This is a genomic window from Myxococcota bacterium, assembly GCA_041389495.1.
Lineage (GTDB): Bacteria > Myxococcota_A > UBA9160 > UBA9160 > UBA4427 > JAWKRT01.
Genome location: JAWKRT010000002.1, coordinates 445,641 through 471,374, shown reverse-complemented (window position 1 = coordinate 471,374; position 25,734 = coordinate 445,641). Strand labels below are relative to the sequence as shown.

Sequence of the window (25,734 nt, the reverse complement as noted above, 5' to 3'; positions counted from 1 at the left end):
GCATGACGACACCCACGACGCCCCGCCCCGCGCGCCGCTCCGCGCGCGCGCTCCTCGCGCTCCTCGCGCTCGTCGCGTGCCTCGCGACGCCGAGCATCGCCGCGCCTGGCTCCGACGCCGCGAGCGGAGGCGTCGACGCGCGCGCCGCCGAGGCCGCGTACATGCGCGCGGCCTTCGAGCACTTCGGCCCGCGCGACGACGGACGCGTCGCCATCGCGAGCGCCCCGGCCGCCGTGCAGGGCTACCTGCGCGCGGCGGACGAGGATGCCGACGGCGCGCTGTCGCTCGCCGAGTTCACCGACTTCCAGCTCGACCCGGGCGGCGCGGGACGCCGCCCGCTGCCGGAAGGCGTCACGCGGATCGCAGACGTCGCCTACGCGGGCACCGACCACCCGCGCCAGCAGCTCGACCTCTACCTGCCCGCGGCGCGCGTCGACGGCGAGCGCCTCCCGGTCGTCGCGTACGTGCACGGCGGCGCGTGGAACATGGGAAGCCGCGCGATGGCGCGCGGCCAGGTGGCGCCGCTCGTCGCCTCGGGCGACTACGCGGCGGTCGCGATCGGCTATCGCCTCTCGTGGCAGGCGACCTGGCCCGCGCAGCGCGACGACCTCGAGGCCGCGCTCGCCTGGGTGCGCGCGCACGCCGACGCCTACGGGCTCGACGCGGGCCGCGTGTGCGCGATGGGCGCGTCGGCGGGCGGCCACCTCGCGGCCGTGCTCGGCACGTCGAGCGAGGGCATCGCGTGCGCGGTCGACTTCTTCGGGCCGACGGATCTCACGCAGCCGCCGCCGCCGTCGCGGATGGCCGCCATGGGCGGCGGGCCGTCGAGCCGCGAGCAGCTGCTCGGCGCGCCTCCCGAGCGCGTGCCCGCGCTCGCGCGCGACGCCTCGCCGCTCCTCCACGTCGACGCCGGCGACCCGCCCTTCCTGATCGTGCACGGCACGGCCGACCCGCTCGTTTCGATCTCGGAGTCGGAGCGGCTCGCGGCGGCGCTCTCGTCGGCGGGCGTCGAGGCGTACTTCGTCGCGGTCGAGGGCGGCGGGCACGGCGACTTCCTGTCGCCGGAGACGGCGCCCGCCGCGGCGGCCGAGGTCGACGCGCGCGTGCGCGCCTTCCTCGACCGCACACTCCGCGGAACGAGAGACGCGGTGTCGACCGACCCGATCCCGCTTCGTTAGGCGCGCCGGGCGGGCGGGCCTAGATCGCCATCTTGCTCTGGATCGTGACCTTGCCCGTGGCGGTGCCCTGCACGGACACCGCGGTGAAGTCGGCCTGGTACTTGAACTGCAGCGTCGTGCCGTCGCGCCCGCACTTGAACGTGCTCTTCGAGGCGCCGAGCGTCACCGTCGCGACGATGCCCGCCTCGTCGAAGATCACGTCCTCGAGGTTCTCCTCGAGCGCGACCTTCGAGGCCGGATCGAGCGCGATCACCGGCCGCTTGCCCGTGTGGTCGATCGAGCCCGTGAGCACGGTGTTGGGCGTGGCCGCCGGGTTCGTGTAGGTGAACCCGAGCATCCGGTCGAACGGCGTCACCTCCGGCGAGAGCGCGAGCGTCACGGGCTCGTCCTTGTAGCGGACGCTGCCGACGCCGCGGACCGAGCCCGCGAACTGCTCGATGCCGCCGAACAGCGCGCCGGCGCAGAGCGGCGGGCGCGGCTCGACGAGCGTCGACTTGACCTGGAGCTTCCCCGCGATCGCGCCGTTCACGAGCACGGGCGCGTTGACCGTGAGCTTCACCGTGAGATCGCCGCGCTCCTTCGCGGAGAGCGACACCTTCGCCTTGCTCGTGTCGACGACGGCGGAGGACGGCGCGAGGCCCGGGATCCCGGCGTCGATCCACGCCTCGATGCCGGTCTCGACGGTGGCCCAGTCGATCATCTCGAAGAGCGGCTTGCGCCCGCTGTCGTCGACGTCGCCGTCGATCATCAGCGTGCCGACGTAGGTGCCGGCGTCGGCGCCGTCGACGTCGAAGGTGGCCGCGCCTTCGGCCTGGAGCTTCGGCTGCTGGCGCAGCGTGAGCTTCACCTTCTCGGTGCCGGTCGACTGGGTGCTCGTGAGATCGACCTGCGCGGTCGCCGCACCGGCGACGAGCACGGCGGCGAGCGCCGCGAACGCGGTGCGACCCGCGCGTTCGGAGATCGCATGTCGGGGCATCGGACATCCTCCTCGCTCGCGCCGGGCACCGCGCGGCGGCGGGCGCGCGGCCCAGCTTCTCGCGGTCGGCCGCCGGGAACAACCCTCAAAACGACGCGATCGCCTGCGAGGGGCGCGAGAGGGCCCAGAGCGGCACCCGACGGCGCTCGCCGTGGCGCGCGGACACGCCGCTCACGGGCCGCGCGCGGCCGCTCGCTCGCCGCGCGCCACACACCGCGAGCGCGTCGCGGGATCGCGCGGTGCTCGCCCCGCGCGGCGCCTAACGCCCGCCGCGGCGCAGCTCGGCGAGGATCGCGTCGCCGAGCGCCCGCGCGAGGCGCCGGTGCCCTTCCGCGTTCGGGTGCATCGCGTCGAGGAAGAGCGCGCCGGGCGCCGCGCCGTCGGGGTGCAGGATGGGCATCGCGTCGACGAGCGCGATGCCGCGCTCGCGCGCGAGCTCGGTGAGCACGCACTCGTGCGCGCGGCTGTCGCGATACGCAGGGTGGACGAGCAGCAGCCGGAAGCCGCGCTGCTGCGCGAGCGCGGCGAGCTCCTCGAGCACCGCGCGCCGCTCGTCGGGCGGCACGCGCACGGGGAAGCGCAGGTCGACGGGCGCGCCGGCCACCTCGGCGCGCCAGCGCGCGGAGGCGTCGCGCGCGGCCGCGCCGCCCTCGTCCGCCGACTGGAAGCGCTCGATGCGCGCGAGCGCGGCGCGGTACTGCGCGAAGCGGTAGATCGCGGAGACGTCGAGCAGCCAGCGGTGGAAGCGCCGGAAGCGATCGGCGTGCAGCTGCACGTCGGACTGCGCCATGCCGAGCAGCGTGCTGTCCGAGGCGCGCACGTACGCGGGGAGCCGATCGTTGCCCTCGTGATAGAAGAGCACCCAGTCGGGAGCGAGCGCGATGCCGTCGCCGCGCAGGTACTCGAGGCTCTGGAACGACGACCACGCGGGCGTGCCGGCGTTCACGACCACGACGTGGCGCGGCGCGAGCGCCGCGCGGAGCGTGCGCTCGAGCCGCTGCGAGTAGGTGTCCTCGACGCGCACGCCGTTGCCGAACGTCGTGCTCTCGCCGAGCGACAGGATGCGCAGCTCGTCGGGCAGCTTCGCCTCGAGCTCGTCGTCGCGCTGGCCGAGCGAGTTCGTCGCGACCGGTGCGCCCTGCAGCTCGCCGCGCGCGTTCGCGCGGAGCCGCCAGAAGAGATCGCGATCGAGCTCGAGCAGCCCGGCCGACTCGCCGGGCAGCGTGAACGGCGCGATCGGCTCGCCGCCCGCGCCCGCGAGGCGGAGCCCCGCCTCGGCGAGCGCGACGAGCAGCAGGAGCGGCGCGAGCGCGAACATCGCGCGCTTCACGGCGCGGTCTCCGCGCCCGCCGCGCGCCGCGTCCACAGCGACCACGGCCCGCGCTCGAAGCGGAGCGCGAAGCGCTCGGCGAGCACGCGCGCCGCGTCGGGCGAGCCCGCCCACTCGCTCTCGCCGCGCATGGCGTCCCAGCGCCGGCTCGCGACGACGAGGTCGGCGCGCGCGAGGTCGCCTGCGAGCCGCGAGCCCGGGCGGTCGGCCGAGCCCGGGTTGAGGTCGACGAAGAAGCTCGCCGGCCGCAGCTCGGGGAAGAGCCAGTAGATCTGCACGTCGGCGTAGTAGGTGCGCGTCAGGTCGCGCGGGCCGACGAAGAGCGCGTCGCCGGGGCGCGACGCGCGCTCGATCGCCGCGACGAGCTCGGCGACGGTCGCGCGCTCGACCTCGCTCGTCACGACGACGCGGCGCCCGCCGCGCTCGAGCGCGAAGCCGCGCGCCGGGCCCGTGCCGCGCGCGAGGTCGACGACGAGCGCCGCGCGCGGCGCCGCGAAGAGCGCGGCGAACGCGACGCCGACGGTGGCGGCGGCGACGCGCGCGCTGCGGCGCGCGAGCGCACTGCCGAGCGCCACGAGCACGAGCGGGCTCGCGACGCACGCGACGTAGAGCACGTGGTCGGCGTCGAGGCGCTGCAGCGCCTGCGGCGCGAGGCCGGCGGCGAAGCCGCCGAGCGACGCGAGCCGCGCGCGCTCGTCGAGCGCGCCGTCGCGGGCGGGCGTGCGCGACGCGCCGCGCGCGGCCGCGAGCACCGAGACGATGCCGAGCACCGGGAGCGCGAGCTCGCGGAGCCGCACGAGGCTCGCGTCGCCGAGGGACAGGCGGCGGTTCGGCGCCACGCGCACGACCGTCTCGACGACCGTCGCGTCGACGAACGCGCCGACGCCCGCGGCGAGTGCGTGCGCGGCGAGCGGGAGCGCGCCGAGCGCGAGCCCCGCGGCGAACGCGCCGCGCGCGGCGCGCGGCGCGCGCACGAGGCACGGTGCGGCGCCGAGCGCGAGCGCGAGCGCGACGTCGAGACGGAACGCGAGCGCCGCGCCCGCGAGCGCGCCGGCGACCGCCGCACGCGCGGGCGCGCGCGGCGCTCCGTGCAGCGCGACGAGCGCGCCGAGGCCGAGCGCGACCGCGCCGAGCCACGCGAAGGCCGCGAGCTGGAGCGGCAGGAGCACGAGCGCGGCGGCCGCGGACGCGGCCGTCGCGACCCACACGCCGGACCGGCGCGCGAGCGCGAAGGTCGCCGCCACGATCGCGAGCCGCAGCGCGAGCCCCGTCGCGCGCTCGGCCGCGAGCGACGGGCCGACGAGCTCGTAGACCGCCGCGAGCAGCCAGAAGACGCCGGGCGGATAGGTCGCGAAGACGTCGCGGTGCAGCACCGCGCCGCCGCGCACGAGCTCGGGGAGGACGAGCAGCTGCCCCTCGTCCTGCGGCCGGTGGAGGGGCGCGTCGAGCCACCCCGCCAGGAGGCAAGCCGCGCCGACGACGACGAGGGCGAGCGCGAGCGCGGCGGCCCGCCGCGCTCGCGCGTCGCTCCCGTCCGAGTCGTCAGGCGTTCCCGAAGCCGTAGATCCGCCGTGCATTGCCGCACAGCATCGCTTCGCGCGCCGCCGCGTCGACGCCCTCGAACGCGCGCTCGATCGACGCGCGCGAGTGCGGCCAGTCGGCCGAGATGTGCGGATAGTCCGTCGACCACAGCATGCGCTCGACGCCGATCTCGTCGCGGTGCGTGATCGCGTAGCGGTCGGTGATGAACGCGAAGTTCACGTGCCGCTCGACGTACTCGCTCGGGAGCTGCGCGAGCCCGAACTTGCGGACCGGGTCGAGGCGCTTGTAGTTGTTGTCGATCTGCTCCTTGAAGTACGGCACCCAGCCGCAGTCGACCTCGGCGAACGTGCACGCGAGCTTCGGGAAGCGATCGAAGACGCCCGCGAAGATCATCTGCACGATGCGGTTGGGCGCGTCGAAGAAGCGCCCGTAGCCGGGCAGCGCGATCTTGTGCGCGGACGGCGCCTCGCGGCTCATGCTCACGTGGATCGAGAACGCCGCGCCCGTCGACGCGAAGCGCTCCCAGGCCGCGTCGTCCTCCGGCGCCACGTCGAGCGTCCCGTTCGGGAAGCAGCCGACGGTGAAGCCGCGGATGCCCGGGCGCCCCCAGACGCGGTCGAACTCGGCGACGGCCGCCTTCGCCCCGCAGTTCGGGAGCATCGCGAGCCCCGCGAAGCGCGCGGGCGCGTGCTCGACGTACTCCGACAGCCAGTCGTTGTAGGCGCGCACGCACGCGAGATGGAGCTCGTCGTCGCGGTACGACACGATGCTCTGCGCGAGGCGCGGCGTCGGGTAGAGCACCGACGCGTCGATGCCGTCGAGGTCCATCTCCTCGGTGCGCGCCTTCGGGTCCCAGCCGCCGCGGCGGATGTCCTCGAAGCGACACCACGCGTGCATCTCCTCGGGCGCGAGCCCGGCGCACGCGTTCATGCCGAAGTTGATCGGGTCCTTCGAGCCTTCGAGCACCCACGCCTCGCCCTGCTCGAACTTCTCGATGTGCGGCACGCGATCGCGGAGCTTCGCCGGTGCGCGCGAGAGCCAGAGGTCCGGCGGCTCGTTCACGTGGCTGTCGGAGCAGATGATGCGGTAGTCCATGGCTTCCTCCCGTTCGGTTCGGCCGCGCTCGTCGTCAGGCGGCGATGCCCTCGCGCTCGGCGATGCGGAGCTCCTCGAGCACGCGGGCGATGTCCGCCGCCTCGTCGGCCGGCAGCGGAAGATAGGGACGTCTCGGCGCACCGCCCGGCAGGCCGAGCGCGTCGAGCGCCGCCTTCACCGAGCGCGGGTTCTGATAGCGCGAGAGCACCTCGTTGAGGGTGATCACGGTCGCGAAATCGCGCTCCGCCGCCGCGCGGTCGCCGCGCGCCCACGCCGCGGGCACGGATGCGCACAGCCGCGGGGCCACGTTCGCCTCGAAGCAGAGCGCGCCGCCGCCGCCGCAGGCGAGCGCGTCGAGCAGCTGGCCGATCACGCCGACGCGCACCGTCGCGTGCGGCGCGACGCGCGCCACGACCTCGCGCGTCGCCGCCACGTCGCGATCGGTCGTCGTGACGCCGCGCACGTGCGGGTAGGCGCGCACGAGCTCCTCGAGCAGCGCGGGCTCGAGCGCGTAGCCCACCATCACGACCTGGTTCGTGAGGTGCACGGGCGTGCGCACGGCCTCGAGCACGTCGCGGAAGAAGCGCTCGATCTCGGCGGCGCGCGGACGGATCGCCGTCGGCCCGGGCCGCGGCGGATGGATCTGCACGACGTCGACGCCGGCTGCCGCCGCGGCGAGCGCGTCCTCGACGACCTGCTCGGTCGAGGCGAAGCCGAGCGCAGTCGCGCACAGCGTCGCGCGCCCGCCCACCTCGTCGACCGCCACTTCGTAGAGCCGCGCGATCTCCGCGCGCCGCAGCAGGTGCCCTTCGCCCGAGCCGTAGCTCCCGAGGCAGATGCCGACGCCGCCGTCCGCGAGGAAGCGCAGATGACGCCGGAGCGCATCCTCGTCGAGGCGCTCCTTCGCGTCGAAGGGCGTCGTGCTCATCGCGAAGACGGCGGGCTCGGTCGGCGGCATGGGACTCCGTGCGCGGAAGCGGCGGTGCAGCTTCGCACGCCGGGGCCCTCGCGCACAATTCGCGGGCTCCAGGGCCGCGTCCGTTCGTGCGAGACTGGCGAGCGCGCGCCGTCCGCGGCGACCCGGCGCGCGCGGAGGACGGCCCAGTGACGAGCCGGGACGGAGCGGCGACCGAGCGGCTCGCGCGCGCGGGCGACGCCCAGGCCATCCGCGACGTGCTCGCGCGCTACTGGCGCGGCGTCGATCGCCGCGACGCGGCGCTCGTCGCCTCGACGTACCACCCCGACGCGTTCGACGACCACGGCTACTACCAGGGGCCCGTCGACGGCTTCGTCGCGTCGCTCGAGCCGGGCGTCTGGGGCTACTTCGAGAACACGCAGCACTTCGCCGGGCAGATCGACGTCGAGCTCGACGGCGACGCGCGCGCGCGCGTCGAGTCGTACGCCGAGGCGCACCACGTCCGCAGCGAGCCCGACGGCGCGCGCCGCGACCTCGTGTACGGCCTGCGCTACGTCGATCGCTTCGAGAAGCGCGGCGGCGAGTGGCGCATCGCCCACCGCATCTGCGCGTGGGACTGGCACCGCGTCGACGAGCACGTCGGCCTCCCGCTCCCCGACAGCTACTTCCGCGGGCGGCACTCGCACGAGGATCCCGTCTTCGCGCATCCGCAGCGCGCGGGCGCGCGCGTCGCCCCCTCCGACCTCGCCGCGAAGCGCGCGTGCGCGGACGTGCTCATGCGCTACGCGCGCGGCGTCGACCGCTGCGCGCCCGAGCTCGTGCGCAGCACCTACCACGCCGACGCCTACGACGACCACGGCGGCTACCAGGGCGACGCCGACGGCTTCGTCGCGTGGGTGAAGCCGACCGTGATGGACGCGTTCGACGTCACGATGCACGAGCTCGGCAACATGCTGATCGAGGTCGAAGGCGACCGCGCCTTCGCCGAGACGTACGCGATCGCGCACCACGTCGGCGCGCGCTCGCCGGCGCCCACCGACCTCGTCATGGGCGTGCGCTACGTCGACCGGCTCGAGCGCCGCGGGGGCGAGGGCGCAGAGTGGCGCATCGCGCACCGCGCGATGAGCTTCGAGTGGGAGCGGAGCGCCGCGATCGGCTCGCAGGCCGCGCTCGACGAGGGCCTGCGCGGCGCGCGCGACGGGAGCGACCCGGTGCTCGCCGCGCGCGCGCCCGCCGCCGCCGACGCCGTCGCGCGCGGCGAGGTGTACGACGCGCTCGTGCGGAGCTGCCGCGGCCTCGACCGCAGGGACGACGCCGCGCTGCGCGCGGCGTTCCACGAGGACGCGGAGATCGCGCACGGCGCGTTCCGCGGCGGCCCGGGCGGCTACGTCGCGTTCGCGACGCGCGCGCTCCGCGCGCCCTTCCGCACCACCATGCACAAGCTCGGCCAGGTGCTCGTCGAGCTCGGCGCCGGCGGCGACGTCGCCGAGTGCGAGGCCTACGTCGACGCGCACTTCGTCGCGAGCGAGGGCGGCCGCGACACCGTCGCGCGCGTCGTCGGCATGCGCTTCCTCGACCGCTTCGAGCGCCGCGGCGGCGCCTTCCGCATCGCGCGGCGCGAGGTGCGCCTCGAGTGGCAGCACGAGGCGCCGCTCGCCGCGCTCGACCCGCGCTGGACGCTCGGACGGCCGGACGGCGGCGACCCGGTGCACGCCTAGCGTGACCGCGCCCGAACCGCCCGCGCGCCGGTGGACCGCCGCGAGCGCGAGCGCGCTCGCCGGCGCGCTCGCCCTGGGAATCGCGATCCGCCTCCAGGGCCTCGCCCGTCAGGTGCTGATCGGGGACGAGCTCCACACGTTGAACGGCGCGATCGCGCGCCCGCTCGGCGAGATCCTGACGACGTGGACGTGGGGCGGCGCGGACTACTGCGTCCCGCTCACGGCGTTCTTCCGGGCGATCCACGCGATGGGCGCGCCGCTCCCGGAGCTCGTGCTGCGCGCGCCGTCACTCGCCGCCGGAGCGCTCGCGATCGTCGCGTTCCCGCTCGCGCTGCGCGCGCGCATCGGGCGCGCTCCGGCCGTCGCGCTCGGCTTCCTGATCGCGACGTCGCCGCTGCTCGCCGTCTACGCGCGCATCGTGCGCTCGTACGCCGTCGTCGTGCTGCTCGGCGGGCTCGCCGTGCTCGCGTTCGAACGCTTCTGGCGCACGCGCGACCGGCGCTTCGCGGCGGCCTGGGCCGCGCTCGCGCCGCTCGCGTGCTGGTTCCATCTCGTGATGGGCCCCTTCGTCGCCGCGCCGCTCGCGTGGGCGGCGATCGACCTCGCGCGCTCGCCCGCGAAGCGCGCACGCGCGCGCGAGCGCGCGGCGGTGGCGGGCGCCGCCGCACTCCTGCTCGCGCTGCTGCTCGGCCCCGCGGCGCCGAGCATCCTCGCGCTCACGTCGACGCACCGCGTCGGCGAGGCGCCCTCGCTCGCCACGTGGTGGGACGTCGCGCGCATGCACGGCGGGAGCCTCGCGCCCGCGCTCACCGCGCTCTTCCTGGCGCTCGGCGCGCGCGGCGGCTTCCTGCTCTGGCGTCGCGACCGCGCGTTCGCCGGCCTGCTCGCGTGCACGGGCGTCGCGCACGTCGCGGGGCTCTACGCGATGTCGCCCGACCAGCTCCAGCACGGCTGGGTGCTGAACCGCTACCTGCTGCCGCTGCTCCCGTTCGAGCTCGCGCTCGTCGCGCTCGGCTGCACGGCGCCGCACGCCCTGCCCGCGCGCGCGCGGCGCATCGCGACGCCGATCGCCGCGGCCGCGCTCGTCGCCGCGCTCTTCGCGACCGGCCCGCTCGCCGGCCCGCGCTTCCGCGCGGGCTCGTTCGTGCACTCGATCCCGTCGGTCTCGTTCACGAGCGAGGGCAACCGCATCCCGCGCGATCGCATGCCGCCCTTCTACCAGCGGCTCGCCGACGCGCCGGGCGGCCGGCCGATCGTCGAGTTCCCGTGGAACAACCTCGGGAGCCATGCGTTCGAGGCCTATCAACACTGGCACGGGCGCGACGTGCTCGTCGCGAGCATGGACGGCGCGCACGGCGACCCGTCGCTCGGCCTGCGCAACGTCGTCGCCGCGACGCCCGAGGCCTTCCTCGCGAGCGGCGCGCAGTACGTCGTCGTGCACCTCGACCTGCGGCTCGAGGAATCGCTCGTGCCCACGAGCGACGGCCACCACTGGCGGCGGCTCGGCGCGCTCGGCGACATGTGGGAGCGCGCGCAGCGGCTCGGCCGTCAGATGGCGCGGCTGCTCGAGCAGCGCTTCGGGCCGCCCGCCTTCGCGAACGACCAGGTGCGCGTGTGGGACCTCGACGCGGTGCGCGCCGCGCGGGCCGGCGCGGCGCGCGGCGGCGCGCGTCAGGAGAGCAGCAGCAGGATGCCGTCGCCTACCGCGACCGCCGCGAACACCGCCTTCAGCACGCGCGGCGCGAGCCGCGCCGAGAGCAGCGGCGCGAGCCGCGCGCCGAACACCGCGCCGAGGAGCACGAAGCCCGCGAGCGCCCACGGCACGTCGCCGAACACGAGGGCGTGAAGCGCGGCCAGCGCGATCGACGTCGCGGCGAGGAGCCCGACGCCGAGCGCGATCGCGGGCTCCGCGCGCACGCGGTGGCGCGCGATCAGGCCCGCCGCCGCGAGCTCGCCGACGCCGATCGCCACCCACGCCGTCAGCACCGCGCCCGCGCCGACCGCCGCGGCGAGCTCGGCGCGCGCCGAGGCCGGAACGTCCGCCAGCACGCCCGTGCGGTCGCGCATGTGCCAGACCCACACGCCGATGGCGATCGAGAGCGGGCCGAACAGCCGCTCGATCGTCGCCGCATCGGGCGCGAACGCGAGCGCCGCGCCGACGGCCGCCGCGACGGCGATCGGCGCCGTCCACGCGAGCGTGCGCAGCGGCATCGCGCCGCGCCGCGTCCACGCGACCGCGCCCGACGTCATCCCGAACGCCTGCACGGCGAGCGCGAGCGCGAGCGACTCGGTCGCCGACAGCTCGTAGAAGAGCACGAGGAACGGGATGAACACGAGCCCGCCGCCGATGGCGGTGACGTTGCCGACGACCGCGCCTGCGACGCCGAGCAGCGCGAGCGCACCGTGCTCGCGCGCGAGCGCGAGCGGCGCGGGGGCGAGGGCGAGGTAGGCGACCAGCCAGCCGGCCGCGAAGGCGGCGAGCCCGGGCGTCCAGTAGCGGAACGGCGGCGCGGGAAGAGCGGCGGGCACACCCGCGGGCGGTTCGGTCCGGGCGGGCGTCGTCACGCGGGGTCCTCGGCGAGAGCGCGCGCAGCGTAGCTCCGCGCCGGCGCGCGTCACGCCGGCGGGGCGCGGCCGCTCGCCGCGATGAAGCCACCCGGCGCCGCCGTTCCCTGTTAGGTTGGAGGCGCGCACCGGCCAGCCGGGTCGACCGGAGCGCCAGGAGAACGCCATGACACGCGCCGTTCGCCGCTCGCTCGTCGCAGTCCTCGCATCGGCCCTCGCCCTCGCCGCCTCGCCCGCCGCCGCGACGCCCACCTTCTCCATCCTCTGGCAGGACACCGGAACGTCGTCGATCGCCGTCAGCACGACGGTGTCGCAGGTGATCGTCGCGGACATCGTGTTCGAGCTCGGCGCCGGCGACTCGTTGTCGCTCGTCTCCGGCGCCCTCGCCTACGACGAGGACTTCGCCGACGAGCTCGACTTCCTCACCTTCCGCGAGCACCGCGTCGACGTCGGCGGAGGCGCGTTCGCCGGGCCCGCCTTCCCGGGGCCGAACCCCTTCTCGGTCCCATCGGCATCGGTGTTCCCGCCGATCGAGAGCACCGCGACGAGCGCGGGGCTCGCGGACGGCTTCGACATCGTGGGCCCCGGAACCCCGGGGCTCGTGTCCGGGCCCATCCTGCTGACGATCGGGACGGCCGTCTTCCGCACGAACCCGTCGAACGTCGCGACCGACGGCGTCGATCTGCGGTTCACGATCCCCGTCAACGGCCTCGACGGCTACGTGTGGCCCGACGGGGAGCTCTGCAACGACGCCACGCCCTGCCCGTTCACGTTCATGGGCGCGAGCGTGAACGCGCCGGAGCCGACGACGGCGACGCTGCTCGTCGCCGGGCTCGCACTCGGGGCGTGGGCGGGGCGCAGCCGCACGCGACGTTAGGCGCCGCGCACGGAGACGGGTCGTCCGGCGCGCGGCCGGACGACCCGGACGCGACTTCCAGCGTCTACTTCGCGGACGGCTTCGCGGCGGCGGGCTTCGCCATCGGCTTCGCGCCGGCCGCGATGCGGCTCGCCACGTGGCGCGCGCCCTCGTCGTGATAGCTCACGGTGACCTTCTCGCCGGATCGCAGCACGCCGAGCGAGGTGGCCTTGCCGTCCTCCATCACGACGCCGCCGGGCGCGAGCGTGAAGTCCATCGGGTGGCCGGCGGCGTCGACCGTGAACGTGCGGGCGCTCGCGTCGATCTTCGAGAGCGACCCCATGGCCTTCTCGGCTCCCTTCGCGAACGCGGCGCCCGCGACGCCGAGCGCCAGGGCACCCACCATCAGAAGCGACATCGTCTTGCGCATGGACCTTCGTTTCACCTCGGGTTGTTCCCGTGCCGACGGGCACGGTCGGCCGCATGGACACCCGGGTGTTCGCGCCGGTTCCGCCTTCCTCGCGCCGCTCGCCACGCCGCGCGGCGCGCTCACTTCTCGATGGGGATGCCGTAGTGCTCGATGTACGGCGCGAGCTGCTCGCGCACGCGCGCCGGGTCGACGCCCCACTCCTCGGCCGAGTAGCGGTGCGCGCCGTGCTTGCCCTTCGGCTTGCTCGCGAGGTAGCTGCGGATGGCGTCGGCGTGCTCGGGAACGAACGGGCGACCCATCGCGTCGTACAGGCGCTCGATCGCGGCGACCGGGTCGCGCATGAGGTCGGAGAAGAGGACGTCGTAGCACGGGCCCGGGAGCGTTCCGCCCTGCACGCGCGCGAGCAGCGCGAGCAGCAGCAGGCCCGAGCCGTAGCCGTCCATCTTCTCGAGGTCGACCGCGTCGCTGCGCAGCCAGCGCACGGTGGCGAGCGTGCTGAGGCCGGACGGCGCCGTCTTCGCCGGGTCGCGGTGCGTGACGACGACCTGCGCGTCGGGATACGTCTCGAACAGCAGGTCGAGCATCATCAGGTACACGGGCGTCTTCAGCACCCACGTCCGCTTCGGCGCGCCGTGCTGCAGCGCCTGCAGCGCGGCGCGGTGGAACGCCATGGCGGCCGGGAAGTCGAGCGCGAAGCCCGGGATGTCGGCGATCATCGCCCAGTGGAAGCCGCCGAACGACGGCTGCTGCAGCGCGATGCACTCGAGCGGGAGGTGCGCGGCGAGCTCGTGGATCGTCGCGAACTCGGGCTGCACGTCGGCCCACAGCTCCTGCTCGCACTCCGCGATGCGCCGCTGCTCCTCGGCGCTCCCGAACGCGTCGGGCGCCACCGGGTAGAGCGCTTCGTAGGCGAGCGGGCAGCGCGCGTTCGGGTCGAGCCACAGGAGCTCGTGCAGGATGGACGTGCCCGAGCGCGCGGGCCCGGCGATCACGATCGGCGCCTCGATGCGCTCCTGCGCGACGGCCGGCGCGAGCGCGCGCCGCTGCGCGAGGAGGAGCCGCGCGACGAGCGCGCGCTGGATCTCCTGCCGCGTGAGGATGCGCCCGACGACGTTCAGCTCGCCCGTCTCCTCGAGCGCCCCGACGAGGTTCTCGAGCCGCGCGCGCCAGTCGCCGTCCCAGTCGCCGAAGTCGTCGAGCCCGGTCGCCGCGCGCGCGCGCTCGACCATCGTCTCCGCGTCGAGCGGCACGAGGTGGCGCGCGCCGAGCACGGACTCGCCCATCGCGTTCATCCGCCGCACCCAGTCCGGCCTCGCATAACGTTCCGACAGCGGCACGACGCGCGTCACTCGCTTCCTCCGATCATCTCGCCGAACGCGGGGTGGTGGGCGAGCAGGCCGCCGTCGACGGAGACGACCTGCCCGGTGACGAACGAAGCCTCGTCGCTCGCGAGGAAGACGACGGCGGCCGCGATGTCCTCGGGCCTCCCGAGGCGCGGCGTCAGGTGGCTGCGCTCGTAGATGGCGACGACCTCGGGCGCGACGTTCGCGCGCAGCGCGGGCGTCTCGATCACGCCCGGCGCGATGGCGTTGCAGCGGATGCCGCGCTTGCCGTACTGCGTGGCGACGTACTGCGTGAGCGACTGCACGCCCGCCTTCGACGCGCCGTAGGCCGCGCGCACGACGTCGCCCGTGAGCCCCGAGGCCGACGACGTGTTCACGATCGAGCCGCCGCCGCGCGCGAGCATGCGCGGGATGGCGTGCTTGCAGCCGAGCATCACGCCGCCGAGGTTCGTCGCGAGCACGCGGTTCCAGACGTCGAGCGAGAGCTGCGCGACGTCGCCGTCCGCGCCCTGGAGCTCGGGCGTCGTGGCGGCCGCGTTGTTGTGCAGCACGTCGAGCCCGCCGAAGCGCGCGACCGCCGCCTCGAGCATCGCCTCGACGTCGCCTTCGCGCGCGACGTCCGCGCGCTGCGCGGCGGCGCGCCCGCCGGCGGCCTCGATCTCGCCCGCGACGCGCTCGGCGCCGGCGGCGTCGATGTCGGCGACGACGACCGCGGCGCCCGCGCGCGCGAGCGCGTGCGCGCTCGCGCGCCCGATGCCCGAGGCCGCGCCCGTCACGACCGCGACCTTGCCGTCGAGGCGGAACGGCGCGTCGCCGCGCGTCGCGGCGCCGTCGTGCTTGCCCAGGCTCATGTCGCTCCCGTAGGTTGGCGCGGCGCGCGGCGGCGCGGATTGTGCGCGGACGCGCCGCGCGGCGTCAATCGACGAGGAGCATCCCCTGAGCGCAGCGTTCTTCAAGATCGGCGTCGTCGTGCCCGACCTCGACGCCGCGATGCGCGACCTCTCGCGCTGGCTCGGCGTCGCGTGGACGAACGCGCAGGAGGCACCGCTCGTCCTGCGCACGCGCGCGGGCGACGAGCCCGTGCAGCTGCGCTTCGCCTACTCGACCGGCGCGCCGCCCTACTTCGAGCTGCTCGAGAGCCATGCGTCGGGCTACTACGCCGCGCCGGACGGCGCCTTCCTGCACCACGTCGGCCGCTGGGTCGACGACCTCCCCGCCGCGTCGCGCGCCCTCGCGGCCGCGGGGCTCCCGCTCGAGGCCGCGGGCGTCGGCCCGGACGGCGACGCTCCCGCACTCTTCGCCTTCCACGCCGGCGCGCACGGCACGCGCGTCGAGCTCGTCGATGCCGGCAACCGCGCGAACTTCGAGGCCTGGCTCGCGGGCGGCGAGCTCGTGCTCGACCCGTCCCGCGGCGCGGCCTGAACGCGACCCACGGAGGTTCCCCATGTCCGACGCCGGCGAGCGCGCGCTCGCACACGCCGAGATCCGGTCGGTCCTCGCCCTCTACTACCAGGCGCTCGACGCGCGCGACCTCGAGACGCTGCGCACGCGCGTCATGGCCGAGGACGCGACGTGGCGCTTCGTGCAGCGCGCGGGAACGGGGCGCTTCGAGGACGAAGCGAGCGGACGCGACGCCGTCGTCGACTGGTTCGCGCGCATGCTCGGCGGCGACGTCACGATGGGCGAAGGCGAGGTCGTCCACTCGATCGACACGACGGTGATCGAGCTCGCCGGCGAGCGCGCGACGTCGTCGAGCGTCGTGCGCTGCGTCGACGTCGCGAAGCTCGCGCTCGTCGCGGCGGGCCGCGCGCGCGCCGAGCTCGTGCGCACGCGCGAGGGCTGGCGCATCCGCCGCTACGAGATCGACGAGCGCATCACGGACGACGACATGCGCGCGCTCCAGGCCGCGCTCGCCGGCGCGCCCGACGCATGAGCGCGCAGGACGCCGTGCTCGTGATCGGCACCGACGGCGCGCTCGCGCGCGAGCTCGCGCGCGCCCTCGGCGGCGAGCTCGAGCCGACGCCCGCCGTCGACGCGCCCGACGACGCGTGGCTCGCGGCGCGCGCGCGCAACGCCGCCGCGCCGCCGCGCGCGCGCATCCTCGTTGCGATCGGCGCCGCGCCGCCGGCGGGCGCGCGCGCGCTCGTCGAGCAGAACGACGCCGAGTGGGAGGCGCGCGCCGAGGCGCCGCTGCGCGCGTGGACGCTCGCGCTCGGGCTCGCGCAGGCGCGCTGCGCGGACGGCGGCGCGATCGCGTGCGTCGTCGACGCGCCCGCCCCGCTCGACGCCGCGGGCTTCGCGCCCGAGGCCGGCCTCGCCGACGCCGTCGCCGCGCTCGCGCGCTCGGTCGCGCTCGCGGAGGGCGCGCGCGGCGTGCGCGCGAACGCGATCGCGACGCCCGCGCGCATTCCCGGCGCGCCGATCGCCGCGCTCGCGCCGCCGCTCGCGCGCTTCCCCGGCACGCTCGCGCACGAGGTCGCGGGCGCCGTGCGGCTCCTGCTCTCCGACGACGCCGCCGGCATCACGGGCCGCCTCCTCGCCGCCGACTGCGGACGCGCGTGGTGAGCGCGGGCGAGCGCGCGGCAGGCGCGGCGGACACGACGGGCGCGCAGGACACGACGGGCGCGCAGGACGGCGCGCGCGTCGTCGTCGTGACGGGCGCGACGGGCGGCGTCGGGCGCGGCATCGCGCTCGCGTGCGCGGAGGGCGGCGCGACGGTGTGGATCGCGGCGCGGCGCGCCGCCGAGGGCGAGCGCGTCGCGGCCGAGTGCGAGGCCGCGGGCGGGCGCGGGCGCTTCGTCGCCTGCGACGTCGCCGACGCTGCCTCGGTCGACGCCGCGATCGCGGCCATCGTCGCGCGCGACGCGCGGCTCGACGGCGTCGTGCACAACGCGACGAGCGGGCTCTCGCCCGTTCCCGTGCGCCTCGCCGACGTCGCGCCCGCCGACGTGCGCGACCACGTCGCCGTCTCCGTGCGCGGCACGCGGCTGCTCGCGCGCGCCGCCTTCCCGCACCTGTGCGCGACGCGCGGCGCGCTGCTGCTCCTCACGTCCGAGGCCGGCTTCGAGGGCAAGGCGCGGCTCGCGCCGTACGCGGCGGTGAAGGCCATGCAGCGCGGCATGGCGCGCGCGCTCGCGCGCGAGTGGGGGCCGCGCGGCGTGCGCGTCAACTGCCTCGCGCCGCTCGCGCACAGCCCCGCGATGGAGGTCGCGTTCGAGAAGGATCCGTCGATGCGCGCGCGCGTCCTCGGGCGCAACCCGCTCGGCCGGCTCGGCGACGCGACCGACGACATCGGCGTCGCCGCGCGCTTCCTGCTCTCGGACGACGCGCGCTACGTCACCGGGCACACGCTGATGGTCGACGGCGGCAGCTGCCCCGTCACGTGACCGTCTGGCGATCGACGACCACGTCGAGCCGCTCGGGCCCGTACTCCTGCATGTGGTCGACGCACGTCCACGCGAAGCCCGGCGCGAGGCGCAGCTCGCCGGGCGCGAAGCGCGCGAGCGTCTCCTCGAGCACGACGCGGCCGATCATGCGCGTCAGGTGGTTGCCGAGGCAGACGTGCGGGCCGAAGCCGAACGCGAGGTGGTCGGGCACGTCGCTGCGGTCGAGCCGGAAGGCGTCGGGGTCGTCGTAGACGGCGCCGTCGCGGTTCGCGGCCGCGATGCCGAGCATCACGTGCTCGCCGCGGTGGACGGGACAGCCGCCGATCGCGACGTCCTCGCGCGCGGTGCGGAAGAGGAACGTGACGGGCGCCTCGAGCCGCAGCGACTCGTCGACCGCGAGCGGGATCTTCGCGGCGTCGTCGCGCAGCGCGCGGTCGAACGACGCGTCGTGCACGAGCCGGTACAGCAGGTTGCCGAGCATGAAGCTCGCCGAGAGCGAGCCGGCGAGGATGTTCACCATCAGCGTGCGCGCGTGGTGCGCGCCGATCTGCCAGCCGTCGTCGTCGCGCGTCCGCACCATGACGGCGAGCAGGTCGTCGTGCGCGTCCGACGCCTCGCGCTCGCGGATCCAGCCGTCGAGCGCGGCCGTCATCTCGGGAAACGCGCCCGCGATGCCCTCGCCGCGCTCGGTGCGGCCCGTCGCGGGCCAGCTCGAGTGCAGGAGCTCGTTGCACCACGTCATCACCTGGTCGTGCATGGCGTCGGGAACGCCGAGCTCGTGCGCCGAGACCGAGCCCGGGAGCGGGATGGCGAGCCGCTCCATCAGGTCGCCGCCGCCGTCCTTCGCGAGCGCGTCGAGCCGGCGCGCGACGTTCGCGCGCGTCCACGGCTCGGCGCCGCGCGCGCGGCTGCGCGTGAACCACTTCATCAGGATGCGGCGGATCCGCGGGTGGAGCGGCGCGTCGATCTCGCCGAGGAAGCTCTCCTCGGTCGGCACGACGACGCCGGGCGCGCGCATGTCGCCGACGGACGAGAGGCGCCGCGCGTCGAGGAAGGCCGCGCGCGTGTCCTCGTAGCGCGTGGTGAGCACGACGCCGTCGGCCGGCCGGCACACCGGCTTCTCGCGCCGGATCCGGGCCATCAGGTCGAAGTCCTTCGTCTTCGACGTGTCGGTCGCCGCGAAGGCGAACTCGCGGTCGACGGGCGGCTTGCTCATCGCGGCGCTCCTCGTGCGGTGGATGCTAGGCGGGTGCGAACTCGACGGGCGCGTGCGCGATGCCGCGCGTCGGGACGAGCTGGTTGCGCGCGAGCCGCGCCTCGTCGAGCGCGTAGTCGGGCACGGCGTCGAGCAGCTCCTCGAGCGCGATGCGGATCTCGAGGCGCGCGGCGGCGTTGCCGAGGCAGAAGTGGATGCCGTGGCCGAACGCCCAGTGCGAGCGGACGTCGCGGTCGAGGTCGAGCTCGTCGGGGCGGTCGAAGGCGGCGGGGTCGTGGTTGGCCGAGCCGTAGAGCACGAGCACCTGGTCGCCGGCCGGAATCGTCGTGCCGTGCAGCTCGACGTCGCGCGTCGTCGTGCGCGCGAGCCCCTGCACGGGCGACACGAAGCGCAGCAGCTCCTCGATCGCGCGCGGCCAGCGCGCGGGCTCGCGCGCCACCTTGCGCCGCTCGTCCGGATGGCGCGCGAGCTCCACGATCGAGTTCGCGATCATGTTCATCGTCGTGTTCTGCGACGCGTCGTGGAGCAGCGAGCAGAAGCCCGCCACCTCCTCGTCGCTCAGCTCCTGCCCCTTCGTCTGGTTGTGCAGGATCTGCGAGATCAGGTCGGGCCCCGGCCGCTCGCGCCGCTCGGCGACGAGCCCCTCCCAGTAGGCGGCCATCTCCGCGTAGGCGCCGAGCGCGGCCTCGCTCGTGAAGTCGCTGCCCGCGAGCGTCGCCATGTTCCAGGCCAGGAACTGCGCGCGGTCGGCCGTCGGCAGGTCCATCAGCTCGCACATCGTGAGCGTCGGGATCTGGTGGGCGTAGTCGGTCGCCGCGTCGAACGCGCCGCGCGGCGCGAGCTTCGCGAGCAGGTCGCGCGCGGAGGCGCGCACGCCGCGCTCGAGCGAGGCCACGCGCGCCGGCGTCAGCACGCGCGCGAGGATGGCGCGCAGCTCGTCGTGCCGCGGCGGATCCATGTTGAACATGTTGGGCGGGATCAGCGAGATGTCCGTGTCGACGAGCGTGCCGCGCGCCGACGAGAACGTGCGCCAGTCGAGGAGCGCCGCGTCGACGTCGGCCGCGCGCGAGAGCATCCAGTAGTGCGGCCACACGCGATGGTTCGGGATCTCGCGCCGGTAGGCCGGGCGATGCGCGCGCAGCGCGCGGTAGGCGGGATACGGGTCGTCGAACCACGCCGCGTCGAACGGGTCGAAGTCGATGTCGGGATCCGATGCGGAGTCGTCTGCGCGCGCGGCCACCGCTCCCTCCTCAGTGCGCGCCGGCGGCGCTCGGCGCGAAGCGCACCGGCAGCCGCTCGGGCCCGCGGATCAGCGCGCCCGTCCGCCACACGGCCTCGCCGTCGGGCGCGAGCGCGGGCAGGCGGCGCGCGAGGATGGGCAGCGCCTCCTGGATCTCGGCGCGCGCGAGCGATGCGCCCAGGCAGTAGTGCGCGCCGCCGCCGAACGTGAGCATGGGCTGCGGGTGCGCGCGCTCGACGTCGAAGCGATCCGGGTCGGCGTAGACGCGCGGGTCGCGGTTCGCGGCCGGGCCCGACGGGTGCACGACCGTCCCGGCCGGGAGCACGACGCCGTGACGCTCGACGTCGCACGTCGCGATGCGCGGCGAGCCCGAGCCCGCCGGCTCGTAGCGCAGCACCTCCTCGGCCGCGCTCGCCGCGAGCGCCGGCTCGCGCGCCACGCGCCGCCACGCGTCCGGGTGCGCGAGGAACGTCGCGATGGCGCACGCGAGCTGGCACTGCGTCGTGTCCTGCCCGCCGAAGATCAGCACCGTGATCATCGCGCGCAGCTCCTCGGGCGAGAGCCGGTCGCCCTCGTCGCGCGCCGCGATCAGCGCCGTCGTCAGGTCTTCGCCCGGCTCGCGGCGCTGGCGCTCGATCAGCCCGTCCGTGTAGTCGAGCAGGTTGCCGAGCGCGCGCTCGATGCGCGGCAGCTCGCTCGCGAGCTTCGAGCCGAACGCGAGCGAGAGGTCGGTCGACCAGGCGTGGAAGCGCGCGTAGTCGTCGGGCGGGACGCCGAGCAGCGAGCCGATGACGCGCACCGGGTACGGCGCCGCGAAGTCGGCGACCACCTCGCTGCGCCCGGCCGGCGCGACGCGATCCAGGAACTCGTTCGCCGTCGCGCGCATCACCGGCCGCAGCCGCTCGACCTGCCGCGGCGTGAACGCCTTCGCGACGAGCCGCCGCAGCCGCGCGTGCTCCTCGCCCTCCTTGTTCGACAGGATGGAGTGGAACCAGTCGTGCAGCGGGCCGCCCGCGATGCCCGCCTGCGCGAGCGCGCCCGCGCCGAGCTCGTGGAAGCGCGCGTCGCGCAGGCACCAGTGCACGTCCTCGTAGCGAAGCAGCAGGAACCCGTAGGGCGTGCGCGCGAGCCACGACCGCTCGCGCGCGGCGCGGTGCGCGGCGTGGATGTCCGCGTCGTAGGCGGGCGAGAGCGTGTCGATGAAGGGCGCGTCGTCGAGCGTCACGCGGCCGAGGCTACCCGCGCGGGGCGACGCGAGACAAGCGCCGCGTGGCCGCGCGGCGAGGCGGTAGGATGCGCGCGCTCGCGCGCCTCCCGCGCGCCCGGAGGCCCGCCCATGTCCGCCCTCTCCGACCTCGACGGCAAGGTCGTCCTCGTCACCGGCGCCGCGCGCGGCACCGGCGCCGCGATCGCGAAGCGCTTCGTCGAGCACGGCGCACACGTCTGGCTCGGCGACGTCGCCGAGGAGGCCGGGCGCGCCACCGCCGCTTCGCTCGGCGAGCGCGCGCACTTCGCACCGCACGACGTCACGGACGCCGCCGCGTGGGGCCGCGTCGTCGCCGCCGCCCTCGCCGCCCACGGCCGCCTCGACGTCCTCGTCAACAACGCGGGCGTCCTGCACATCGGCACCGTCGAGCGCACCGAGGCCGACGTCTTCCGGCGCGTGTTCGAGGTGAACACCGTCGGCCCCTACCTCGGCATCCGCGCCGTGCTCGCGCCCATGCGCGCGCAGGGCGCGGGCGCGATCGTCAACGTGAGCTCCATCGACGCCCTGCTCGGCATGAACGGCGTCTCGGCCTACTGCGCCTCGAAGTGGGGCCTGCGCGGCCTCACCAAGTCGGCCGCTACCGAGCTCGGCCGCGACGGCATCCGCGTCAACTCCGTCTGCCCCGCCGGCGGCAACCCCGCCATGTACGGCCCCTGGATGGAGAAGCTCGTCGGCTTCCTCGACCAGACCCGCGCCTACTCGAACAACCGCGGCCTCCCCGGCGAAGCCTCCCTCGAAGCCATCGCCGACGCCGTGCTCTTCCTCGCGAGCGACGCGAGCCGCCACTGCACGGGCATCGACCTCCCCGTCGACGGCGGCGCGCACGCGGGAAGGTTCATCCCGGGGTTCAATACGGTGTGAGAGGCGGGAGGGGCGGAGGCGCGCTGCGTGGGTCGGCGACTCGAACCTCTGTGGCTTCTCTCGCAGACGGATTGGCCGTCATCGCCGGGACGGTGCACCGCCGTCAGTAGGCAACCCGGGCCTGCAGCGTTCCATCGGAGCCGTGCATTCGTCGAGAGCCCAATCGGCGCGGTGCCAGCAGTAGCGGTCGGGCGAGAGACGGACCAGATCCCACACGAGGAGACTCCCGTCCGGAGCCGTCTCCTTCTCCCCGATGATCTGCGTTCGCAGATGGCCCTCCCGCGTCCAGCCCAGGACGCGGTAGCGGACGGTCTGGACCGTCTCCCCCCAACGTGCCGTGGTGGGATCGCGCATCTGCAACTCCATGAACTCGTGATCCGCCGAGAACGTGATGCTATGCGGGTTCTCCGCACAGCTCGGCCCGAGCTCGGTCCAGCCCCAGGTTCCCGCGAACTGCTCCGGCGACCGGAGATTGGAGACACACGAGAGCATGACGGCGGTCGCCAGGAGAGATACGACCTGCTGGACGGCTCGCATGGTTCGCTCCTCGTCGCCCAGGACATGAACGAGGCGTCAGCTGCACGCGGGGTGCCGGCATCCCCGGCGAGGCAGGTCAGATCGCCCTGCCCTCCGAGTCGCATCGGACGACATCCCGAATCAGAACCTCTCGGCACACTACCTGCCAGGACTGCTCCGGACTGACGACCGATTCGAACTCGATCACCGTTCCATCATCGCAACTCCGCGCATCGATCGCGTCGAGGATGTCGCCGTCGTAGTCGTCCGGGAGATCGCAGCTGCCGACGCCGCGCATCTCGAATGTCACCAGATGATGATCGACGAGGACGAAGTACCCCGCGGAATCGACCTCGCGTGTCATCTCGAACACGTGCACGACGACCTCGAGATCGACGCCAACGCGAGACGCCCTCAACAGGTGAGCGTCGTGGAAGCCTGGCCAGCGACCCATCGCGTCGATCAAGGCCTGGCTGTTGCCGATGACGTCTGCTGCGCGCTCGTCCATCCAACCTCTCGAGGCTGACCTGCCATCCGCCGCTCGGGGTGGAGCGAACCTACCCGACGAGTTTCCCGAGTTCGAGCCGCATGCCACGCCATCGCAGCGGCATGCGGCATGCCACGGCAGGGCGAAGAGGCGACGCTCCGCAGCGTCGCCTCGAGCACGGAGTTCACCAGGAAACGGAAGACTTGGCGGCTGCTGATTCGGCCACTTCGGCCATGAGGCCTCGGCCGCGTGTCGGGCCGTTGGCGCACAGGTGCTCCGCCTGCGTGACGGCCTAGCTCCTAGCGACGCGCGCCGAATCGCCTTGCGCGCGGAGGCCAACGAGTGGACGCCAGGAGCAGCCGGGGCCGTCGGCTTCTCGACCGCCTCCCACACGCGCCCAGGACCCGCATTCGAATCCTTCGATCGCGCCCTCGCGACTCGACGACCCGAGCGCGCGCTCGCGCATCACAGCTCTCGAGGAGGTCGGCACGCGAGCGCCACCTATCGAGACCGGCCCGACGCGCACAGCATCGTCTGCAGCGTGAGCCGGGCCGGGCGCTGCAGTGACAACGCCCGCGCCGAGAGCTTCTTCCACGCCCTCGAGACCGGGTGGGTCTACCACTTCGGCTTCGCCAGGAGACAGGAGGCCAAAGTCGCCGTCTTCGATTACATCCGGACCTTCGACAACCGCAGCTGCATCCACTCGGCCATCCGCTACCGATCGCCACACGACCATGAAACACTACGAACTGTCGCCTAACCCCTGTCCACTTTGCCGGGGCAAGATCCGTCAGCTGCAGCGCCTTGTTGGGCGGCAGGCACGTACCGGCGGAGCGGGTCCGGCGTAGGCTGAGTCGGATGAGACCGCCCAATTGCAGACTCAATAGCGATCGCGAAGGCGCGAGAACCTATCGCGATGCGAGCGGTCGAGCTTCCTGATGTCCAACGCTTCCCGATAGCAAGGATGGATCTCCCAGCTCAGCCCGAAGTCATCGTCCGTGCGCGAAGTGAGAAAATCCGGCATTTGGTCAAAGCGGTAGTGCTCGTAGCCTGAATCTGATTCGCTACGGGCCATAATGAAGCCAAGTCGGTAAAGAAAGTGAGCCACCTGAATCGGAGACCTTGCGTCCTCTCCTTCGATTCGGGCGTTAATGTGATTCAGGATCCTGTTATTTATCCAGGCGAAGAGCCTGTCCCGTGGCATTAGCCGTTCGGCACCACGGAATCCGTTCAGTAGCTCTTCGATCTCAGCGCACTGATGCTTGTGCTCAGCGACGAGATCTGCGATCCGCTTGGTGCCATACTCACCCCAGACCCGATCGATATCTTCCTTCGTGATGATGTCCCTTCGACTTCGCAGCGCTGTAGCCTGCGCAAGTTTGCACAGCTGAATCGCCCATCGAGGGCGTTCGTATGACAGCGTGTAGATGACCTTGTACGTATCCACCATGCGCCGCGCCCATTCCATCTTTGGCACGAAGACGCGTTCGAGCAGTCGTTCCTGGGCGTCTTGCTCGGATACATGAGCAGGAACAGGAGGCAGGCGTCCACCCGTGGCTTCGATTTGAGTCGCAACACGGAGGTACAAGAGGCGGAGAAACTCCTTCTGGTACCACATGATGTCGAAGACGTACTGCTCCATCTTGTCGAGAGACTCGTCGTACCGGCGGATGAGGGCCCAGACGTCCGTTCGCATGGTGGCACGAAAGTAGACATCCTTGAGATCCTGCGTCAGATAGCGACACGCGGAAAAGAACGTGCTCAACGCTAGCGATTCCGTATTCGTGTTCTGGTACGTAGCGTCGAGATCGTCAATTAGGATCCACACTTTACGGTCGTTGACTCGCTTGAGGAGCTGCACCTCGTCTCTAGCTCCTACCTTTTTCGGCTGCTTATCACCAAGGATCCGGTCGAACCTATCCAGGAGGCAACCGACGAGATTCCGCGACTTGTAGCCATCCAGTTCAGCGGTCTCTACGAGAGTGATTCTGTCGTCCGAAAGGGCCAGGTTGACGCGCAGGGCGAGTTCTCGATTGACGATCGCACACAGTCTTATCATCCAGTCGCGGATGTGGTCGTTGGGTGTAGCGAGTTGGCTGGTCAGTCCGAACTTGGAGCGGACAAGATCGGCACCACGGCATTTGATCACTAGGGCGTCAGTGTCGGACTCGCTGACGCTGTAGCCCGCCCACTGGAGGAGCGCGGACTTGCCGACACCCTTCTTTGCGGTCGCAACGAGGATCTTGTGCTCGGGTTGAAGGAACCTGCGGAAGTCCGCTTGCTCCACGAAATACTTGGAGAGTTCAGCAGGATCGGCGTCGTCGCCTGCCTCGTTGCCGAAGTCGATCCGGCTCAGTAGGTCCGTCAAGCGATTCCCCTCCTGAATGGGCAACCTAATTTCGTGCGTCTAGCTTGCCGTTTCGGTAAGAACGATACTCGCGTCTCCCCGCATCTGCCGCCCAACTCGAATTAGACAGCGCCCTGTTTGGCGCAGCCTGCTTCGTTAACCTGGCACGATAACACTCTCTCACGGTGCTAGGCAGCGAAGTCTTCCGCCGCGCGACGTCAGATTCAGCGATCACGGCGTCCAGCACCGGGCCTCTCCCCCGCCGCCTAACGCGCCCTCCGGTAGCGGCGCAGCTGACCACCTTGGGCCTGGCGCGAGCTACGCACCCGCTCACCTCCCCGCGCCGCTGCCACCCCCGACCGCAGTCCCTCTCGCACCCCGTCTCCGCACCGCGCTCGACGCATCCACCATCGCCACCCGAGCCCTTCCGCGCCGATCGATCGCCCACCACACGCGCGCCCTCTC

Annotated in this window: 23 protein-coding genes; 8 read left to right on the top strand and 15 right to left on the bottom strand. The window is 73.7% G+C overall.

Annotated features, from left to right (window positions below):
• The first annotated feature begins 2 nt into the window (after nt 1–2).
• The gene (locus R3E88_12840) at nt 3–1,178 is read left to right on the top strand and encodes an alpha/beta hydrolase (GenBank protein ID MEZ4217362.1); all 1,176 of its coding nucleotides are present in this window, start codon (nt 3–5) and stop codon (nt 1,176–1,178) included.
• 19 nt (nt 1,179–1,197) lie between these two features.
• Here R3E88_12840 and R3E88_12835 read toward each other — a convergent pair whose 3' ends face one another.
• The 5 genes from R3E88_12835 to R3E88_12815 form a co-directional block, all read right to left on the bottom strand.
• A complete protein-coding gene (locus tag R3E88_12835) occupies nt 1,198–2,154 on the bottom strand; it encodes a hypothetical protein (GenBank protein ID MEZ4217361.1) in 957 nt (318 codons plus the stop codon).
• Between the two features lie 259 nt (nt 2,155–2,413).
• Nucleotides 2,414–3,484 (bottom strand): GDSL-type esterase/lipase family protein, encoded by a 1,071-nt coding sequence (locus R3E88_12830; GenBank protein ID MEZ4217360.1) that lies wholly within the window; start codon nt 3,482–3,484, stop codon nt 2,414–2,416.
• Nucleotides 3,481–5,061 carry a hypothetical protein gene (locus R3E88_12825; protein MEZ4217359.1) on the bottom strand — a complete coding sequence of 527 codons (1,581 nt, stop codon included), beginning with the start codon at nt 5,059–5,061 and terminating at the stop codon, nt 3,481–3,483. The genes R3E88_12830 and R3E88_12825 overlap by 4 nt, the downstream gene beginning before the upstream one ends.
• Complete coding sequence (locus tag R3E88_12820; protein ID MEZ4217358.1) at nt 5,027–6,121, bottom strand: amidohydrolase family protein; 1,095 nt, start codon at nt 6,119–6,121, stop codon at nt 5,027–5,029. The genes R3E88_12825 and R3E88_12820 overlap by 35 nt, the downstream gene beginning before the upstream one ends.
• A gap of 34 nt (nt 6,122–6,155) precedes the next feature.
• Nucleotides 6,156–7,079, bottom strand: coding sequence for a dihydrodipicolinate synthase family protein (locus R3E88_12815; GenBank protein ID MEZ4217357.1), 924 nt, complete (start codon nt 7,077–7,079; stop codon nt 6,156–6,158).
• Nucleotides 7,080–7,225: 146 nt separating this feature from the next.
• Here R3E88_12815 and R3E88_12810 point away from each other — a divergent pair, with 146 nt between their 5' ends.
• Nucleotides 7,226–8,755 (top strand): nuclear transport factor 2 family protein, encoded by a 1,530-nt coding sequence (locus tag R3E88_12810; protein MEZ4217356.1) that lies wholly within the window; start codon nt 7,226–7,228, stop codon nt 8,753–8,755.
• Nucleotides 8,756–10,426: 1,671 nt separating this feature from the next.
• Here R3E88_12810 and R3E88_12805 read toward each other — a convergent pair.
• Nucleotides 10,427–11,320, bottom strand: coding sequence for a sulfite exporter TauE/SafE family protein (locus R3E88_12805; GenBank protein ID MEZ4217355.1), 894 nt, complete (start codon nt 11,318–11,320; stop codon nt 10,427–10,429).
• A gap of 166 nt (nt 11,321–11,486) precedes the next feature.
• Between R3E88_12805 and R3E88_12800 the strand changes: the two genes are divergently transcribed.
• Complete coding sequence (locus R3E88_12800; protein ID MEZ4217354.1) at nt 11,487–12,197, top strand: hypothetical protein; 711 nt, start codon at nt 11,487–11,489, stop codon at nt 12,195–12,197.
• Between the two features lie 64 nt (nt 12,198–12,261).
• On the opposite strand, the gene R3E88_12795 is transcribed toward R3E88_12800, so the two are convergent.
• From R3E88_12795 to R3E88_12785, 3 genes are all read right to left on the bottom strand, one after another.
• Nucleotides 12,262–12,606, bottom strand: a complete 345-nt coding sequence (locus tag R3E88_12795) for a hypothetical protein (protein ID MEZ4217353.1) — start codon at nt 12,604–12,606, stop codon at nt 12,262–12,264.
• 119 nt (nt 12,607–12,725) lie between these two features.
• Nucleotides 12,726–13,955 (bottom strand): sulfotransferase, encoded by a 1,230-nt coding sequence (locus R3E88_12790; GenBank protein MEZ4217352.1) that lies wholly within the window; start codon nt 13,953–13,955, stop codon nt 12,726–12,728.
• Nucleotides 13,952–14,800, bottom strand: a complete 849-nt coding sequence (locus R3E88_12785; protein MEZ4217351.1) for an SDR family oxidoreductase — start codon at nt 14,798–14,800, stop codon at nt 13,952–13,954. Before R3E88_12785 ends, R3E88_12790 begins: the two co-directional genes overlap by 4 nt.
• A gap of 118 nt (nt 14,801–14,918) precedes the next feature.
• Here R3E88_12785 and R3E88_12780 point away from each other — a divergent pair, with 118 nt between their 5' ends.
• Genes R3E88_12780 through R3E88_12765 form a run of 4 tightly spaced genes read left to right on the top strand, consistent with a single transcriptional unit; the run spans nt 14,919 to nt 17,335 of the window.
• Nucleotides 14,919–15,371, top strand: a complete 453-nt coding sequence (locus tag R3E88_12780) for a VOC family protein (GenBank protein MEZ4217350.1) — start codon at nt 14,919–14,921, stop codon at nt 15,369–15,371.
• A 22-nt stretch (nt 15,372–15,393) separates the two neighbouring features.
• Nucleotides 15,394–15,882: a nuclear transport factor 2 family protein gene (locus R3E88_12775; protein MEZ4217349.1), complete on the top strand. Its 489-nt coding sequence runs from the start codon at nt 15,394–15,396 to the stop codon at nt 15,880–15,882.
• Nucleotides 15,879–16,514, top strand: a complete 636-nt coding sequence (locus tag R3E88_12770; GenBank protein MEZ4217348.1) for an SDR family oxidoreductase — start codon at nt 15,879–15,881, stop codon at nt 16,512–16,514. The genes R3E88_12775 and R3E88_12770 overlap by 4 nt, the downstream gene beginning before the upstream one ends.
• Complete coding sequence (locus R3E88_12765) at nt 16,511–17,335, top strand: SDR family oxidoreductase (protein MEZ4217347.1); 825 nt, start codon at nt 16,511–16,513, stop codon at nt 17,333–17,335. The genes R3E88_12770 and R3E88_12765 overlap by 4 nt, the downstream gene beginning before the upstream one ends.
• On the opposite strand, the gene R3E88_12760 is transcribed toward R3E88_12765, so the two are convergent.
• From R3E88_12760 to R3E88_12750, 3 genes are read right to left on the bottom strand one after another with little or no spacing between them, the layout of a single operon-like run.
• Nucleotides 17,328–18,551, bottom strand: coding sequence for a cytochrome P450 (locus R3E88_12760; GenBank protein ID MEZ4217346.1), 1,224 nt, complete (start codon nt 18,549–18,551; stop codon nt 17,328–17,330). The genes R3E88_12765 and R3E88_12760 overlap by 8 nt on opposite strands.
• Nucleotides 18,552–18,576: 25 nt before the next feature.
• Complete coding sequence (locus R3E88_12755) at nt 18,577–19,791, bottom strand: cytochrome P450 (GenBank protein MEZ4217345.1); 1,215 nt, start codon at nt 19,789–19,791, stop codon at nt 18,577–18,579.
• 10 nt (nt 19,792–19,801) lie between these two features.
• A complete protein-coding gene (locus R3E88_12750; protein MEZ4217344.1) occupies nt 19,802–21,016 on the bottom strand; it encodes a cytochrome P450 in 1,215 nt (404 codons plus the stop codon).
• Between the two features lie 111 nt (nt 21,017–21,127).
• On the opposite strand from R3E88_12750, the gene R3E88_12745 reads away from it, so the two are divergent.
• The gene (locus tag R3E88_12745; protein ID MEZ4217343.1) at nt 21,128–21,919 is read left to right on the top strand and encodes an SDR family oxidoreductase; all 792 of its coding nucleotides are present in this window, start codon (nt 21,128–21,130) and stop codon (nt 21,917–21,919) included.
• Between the two features lie 78 nt (nt 21,920–21,997).
• On the opposite strand, the gene R3E88_12740 is transcribed toward R3E88_12745, so the two are convergent.
• The 3 genes from R3E88_12740 to R3E88_12730 all read right to left on the bottom strand — a co-directional run bounded on the left by R3E88_12740 (nt 21,998) and on the right by R3E88_12730 (nt 25,290).
• Entirely contained in the window at nt 21,998–22,456 is a 459-nt protein-coding gene (locus R3E88_12740) for a hypothetical protein (protein ID MEZ4217342.1), read from the bottom strand.
• 76 nt (nt 22,457–22,532) lie between these two features.
• Nucleotides 22,533–22,943, bottom strand: a complete 411-nt coding sequence (locus tag R3E88_12735; GenBank protein MEZ4217341.1) for a hypothetical protein — start codon at nt 22,941–22,943, stop codon at nt 22,533–22,535.
• Nucleotides 22,944–23,802: 859 nt separating this feature from the next.
• The gene (locus R3E88_12730; GenBank protein MEZ4217340.1) at nt 23,803–25,290 is read right to left on the bottom strand and encodes a hypothetical protein; all 1,488 of its coding nucleotides are present in this window, start codon (nt 25,288–25,290) and stop codon (nt 23,803–23,805) included.
• Nucleotides 25,291–25,734 lie beyond the last annotated feature (444 nt).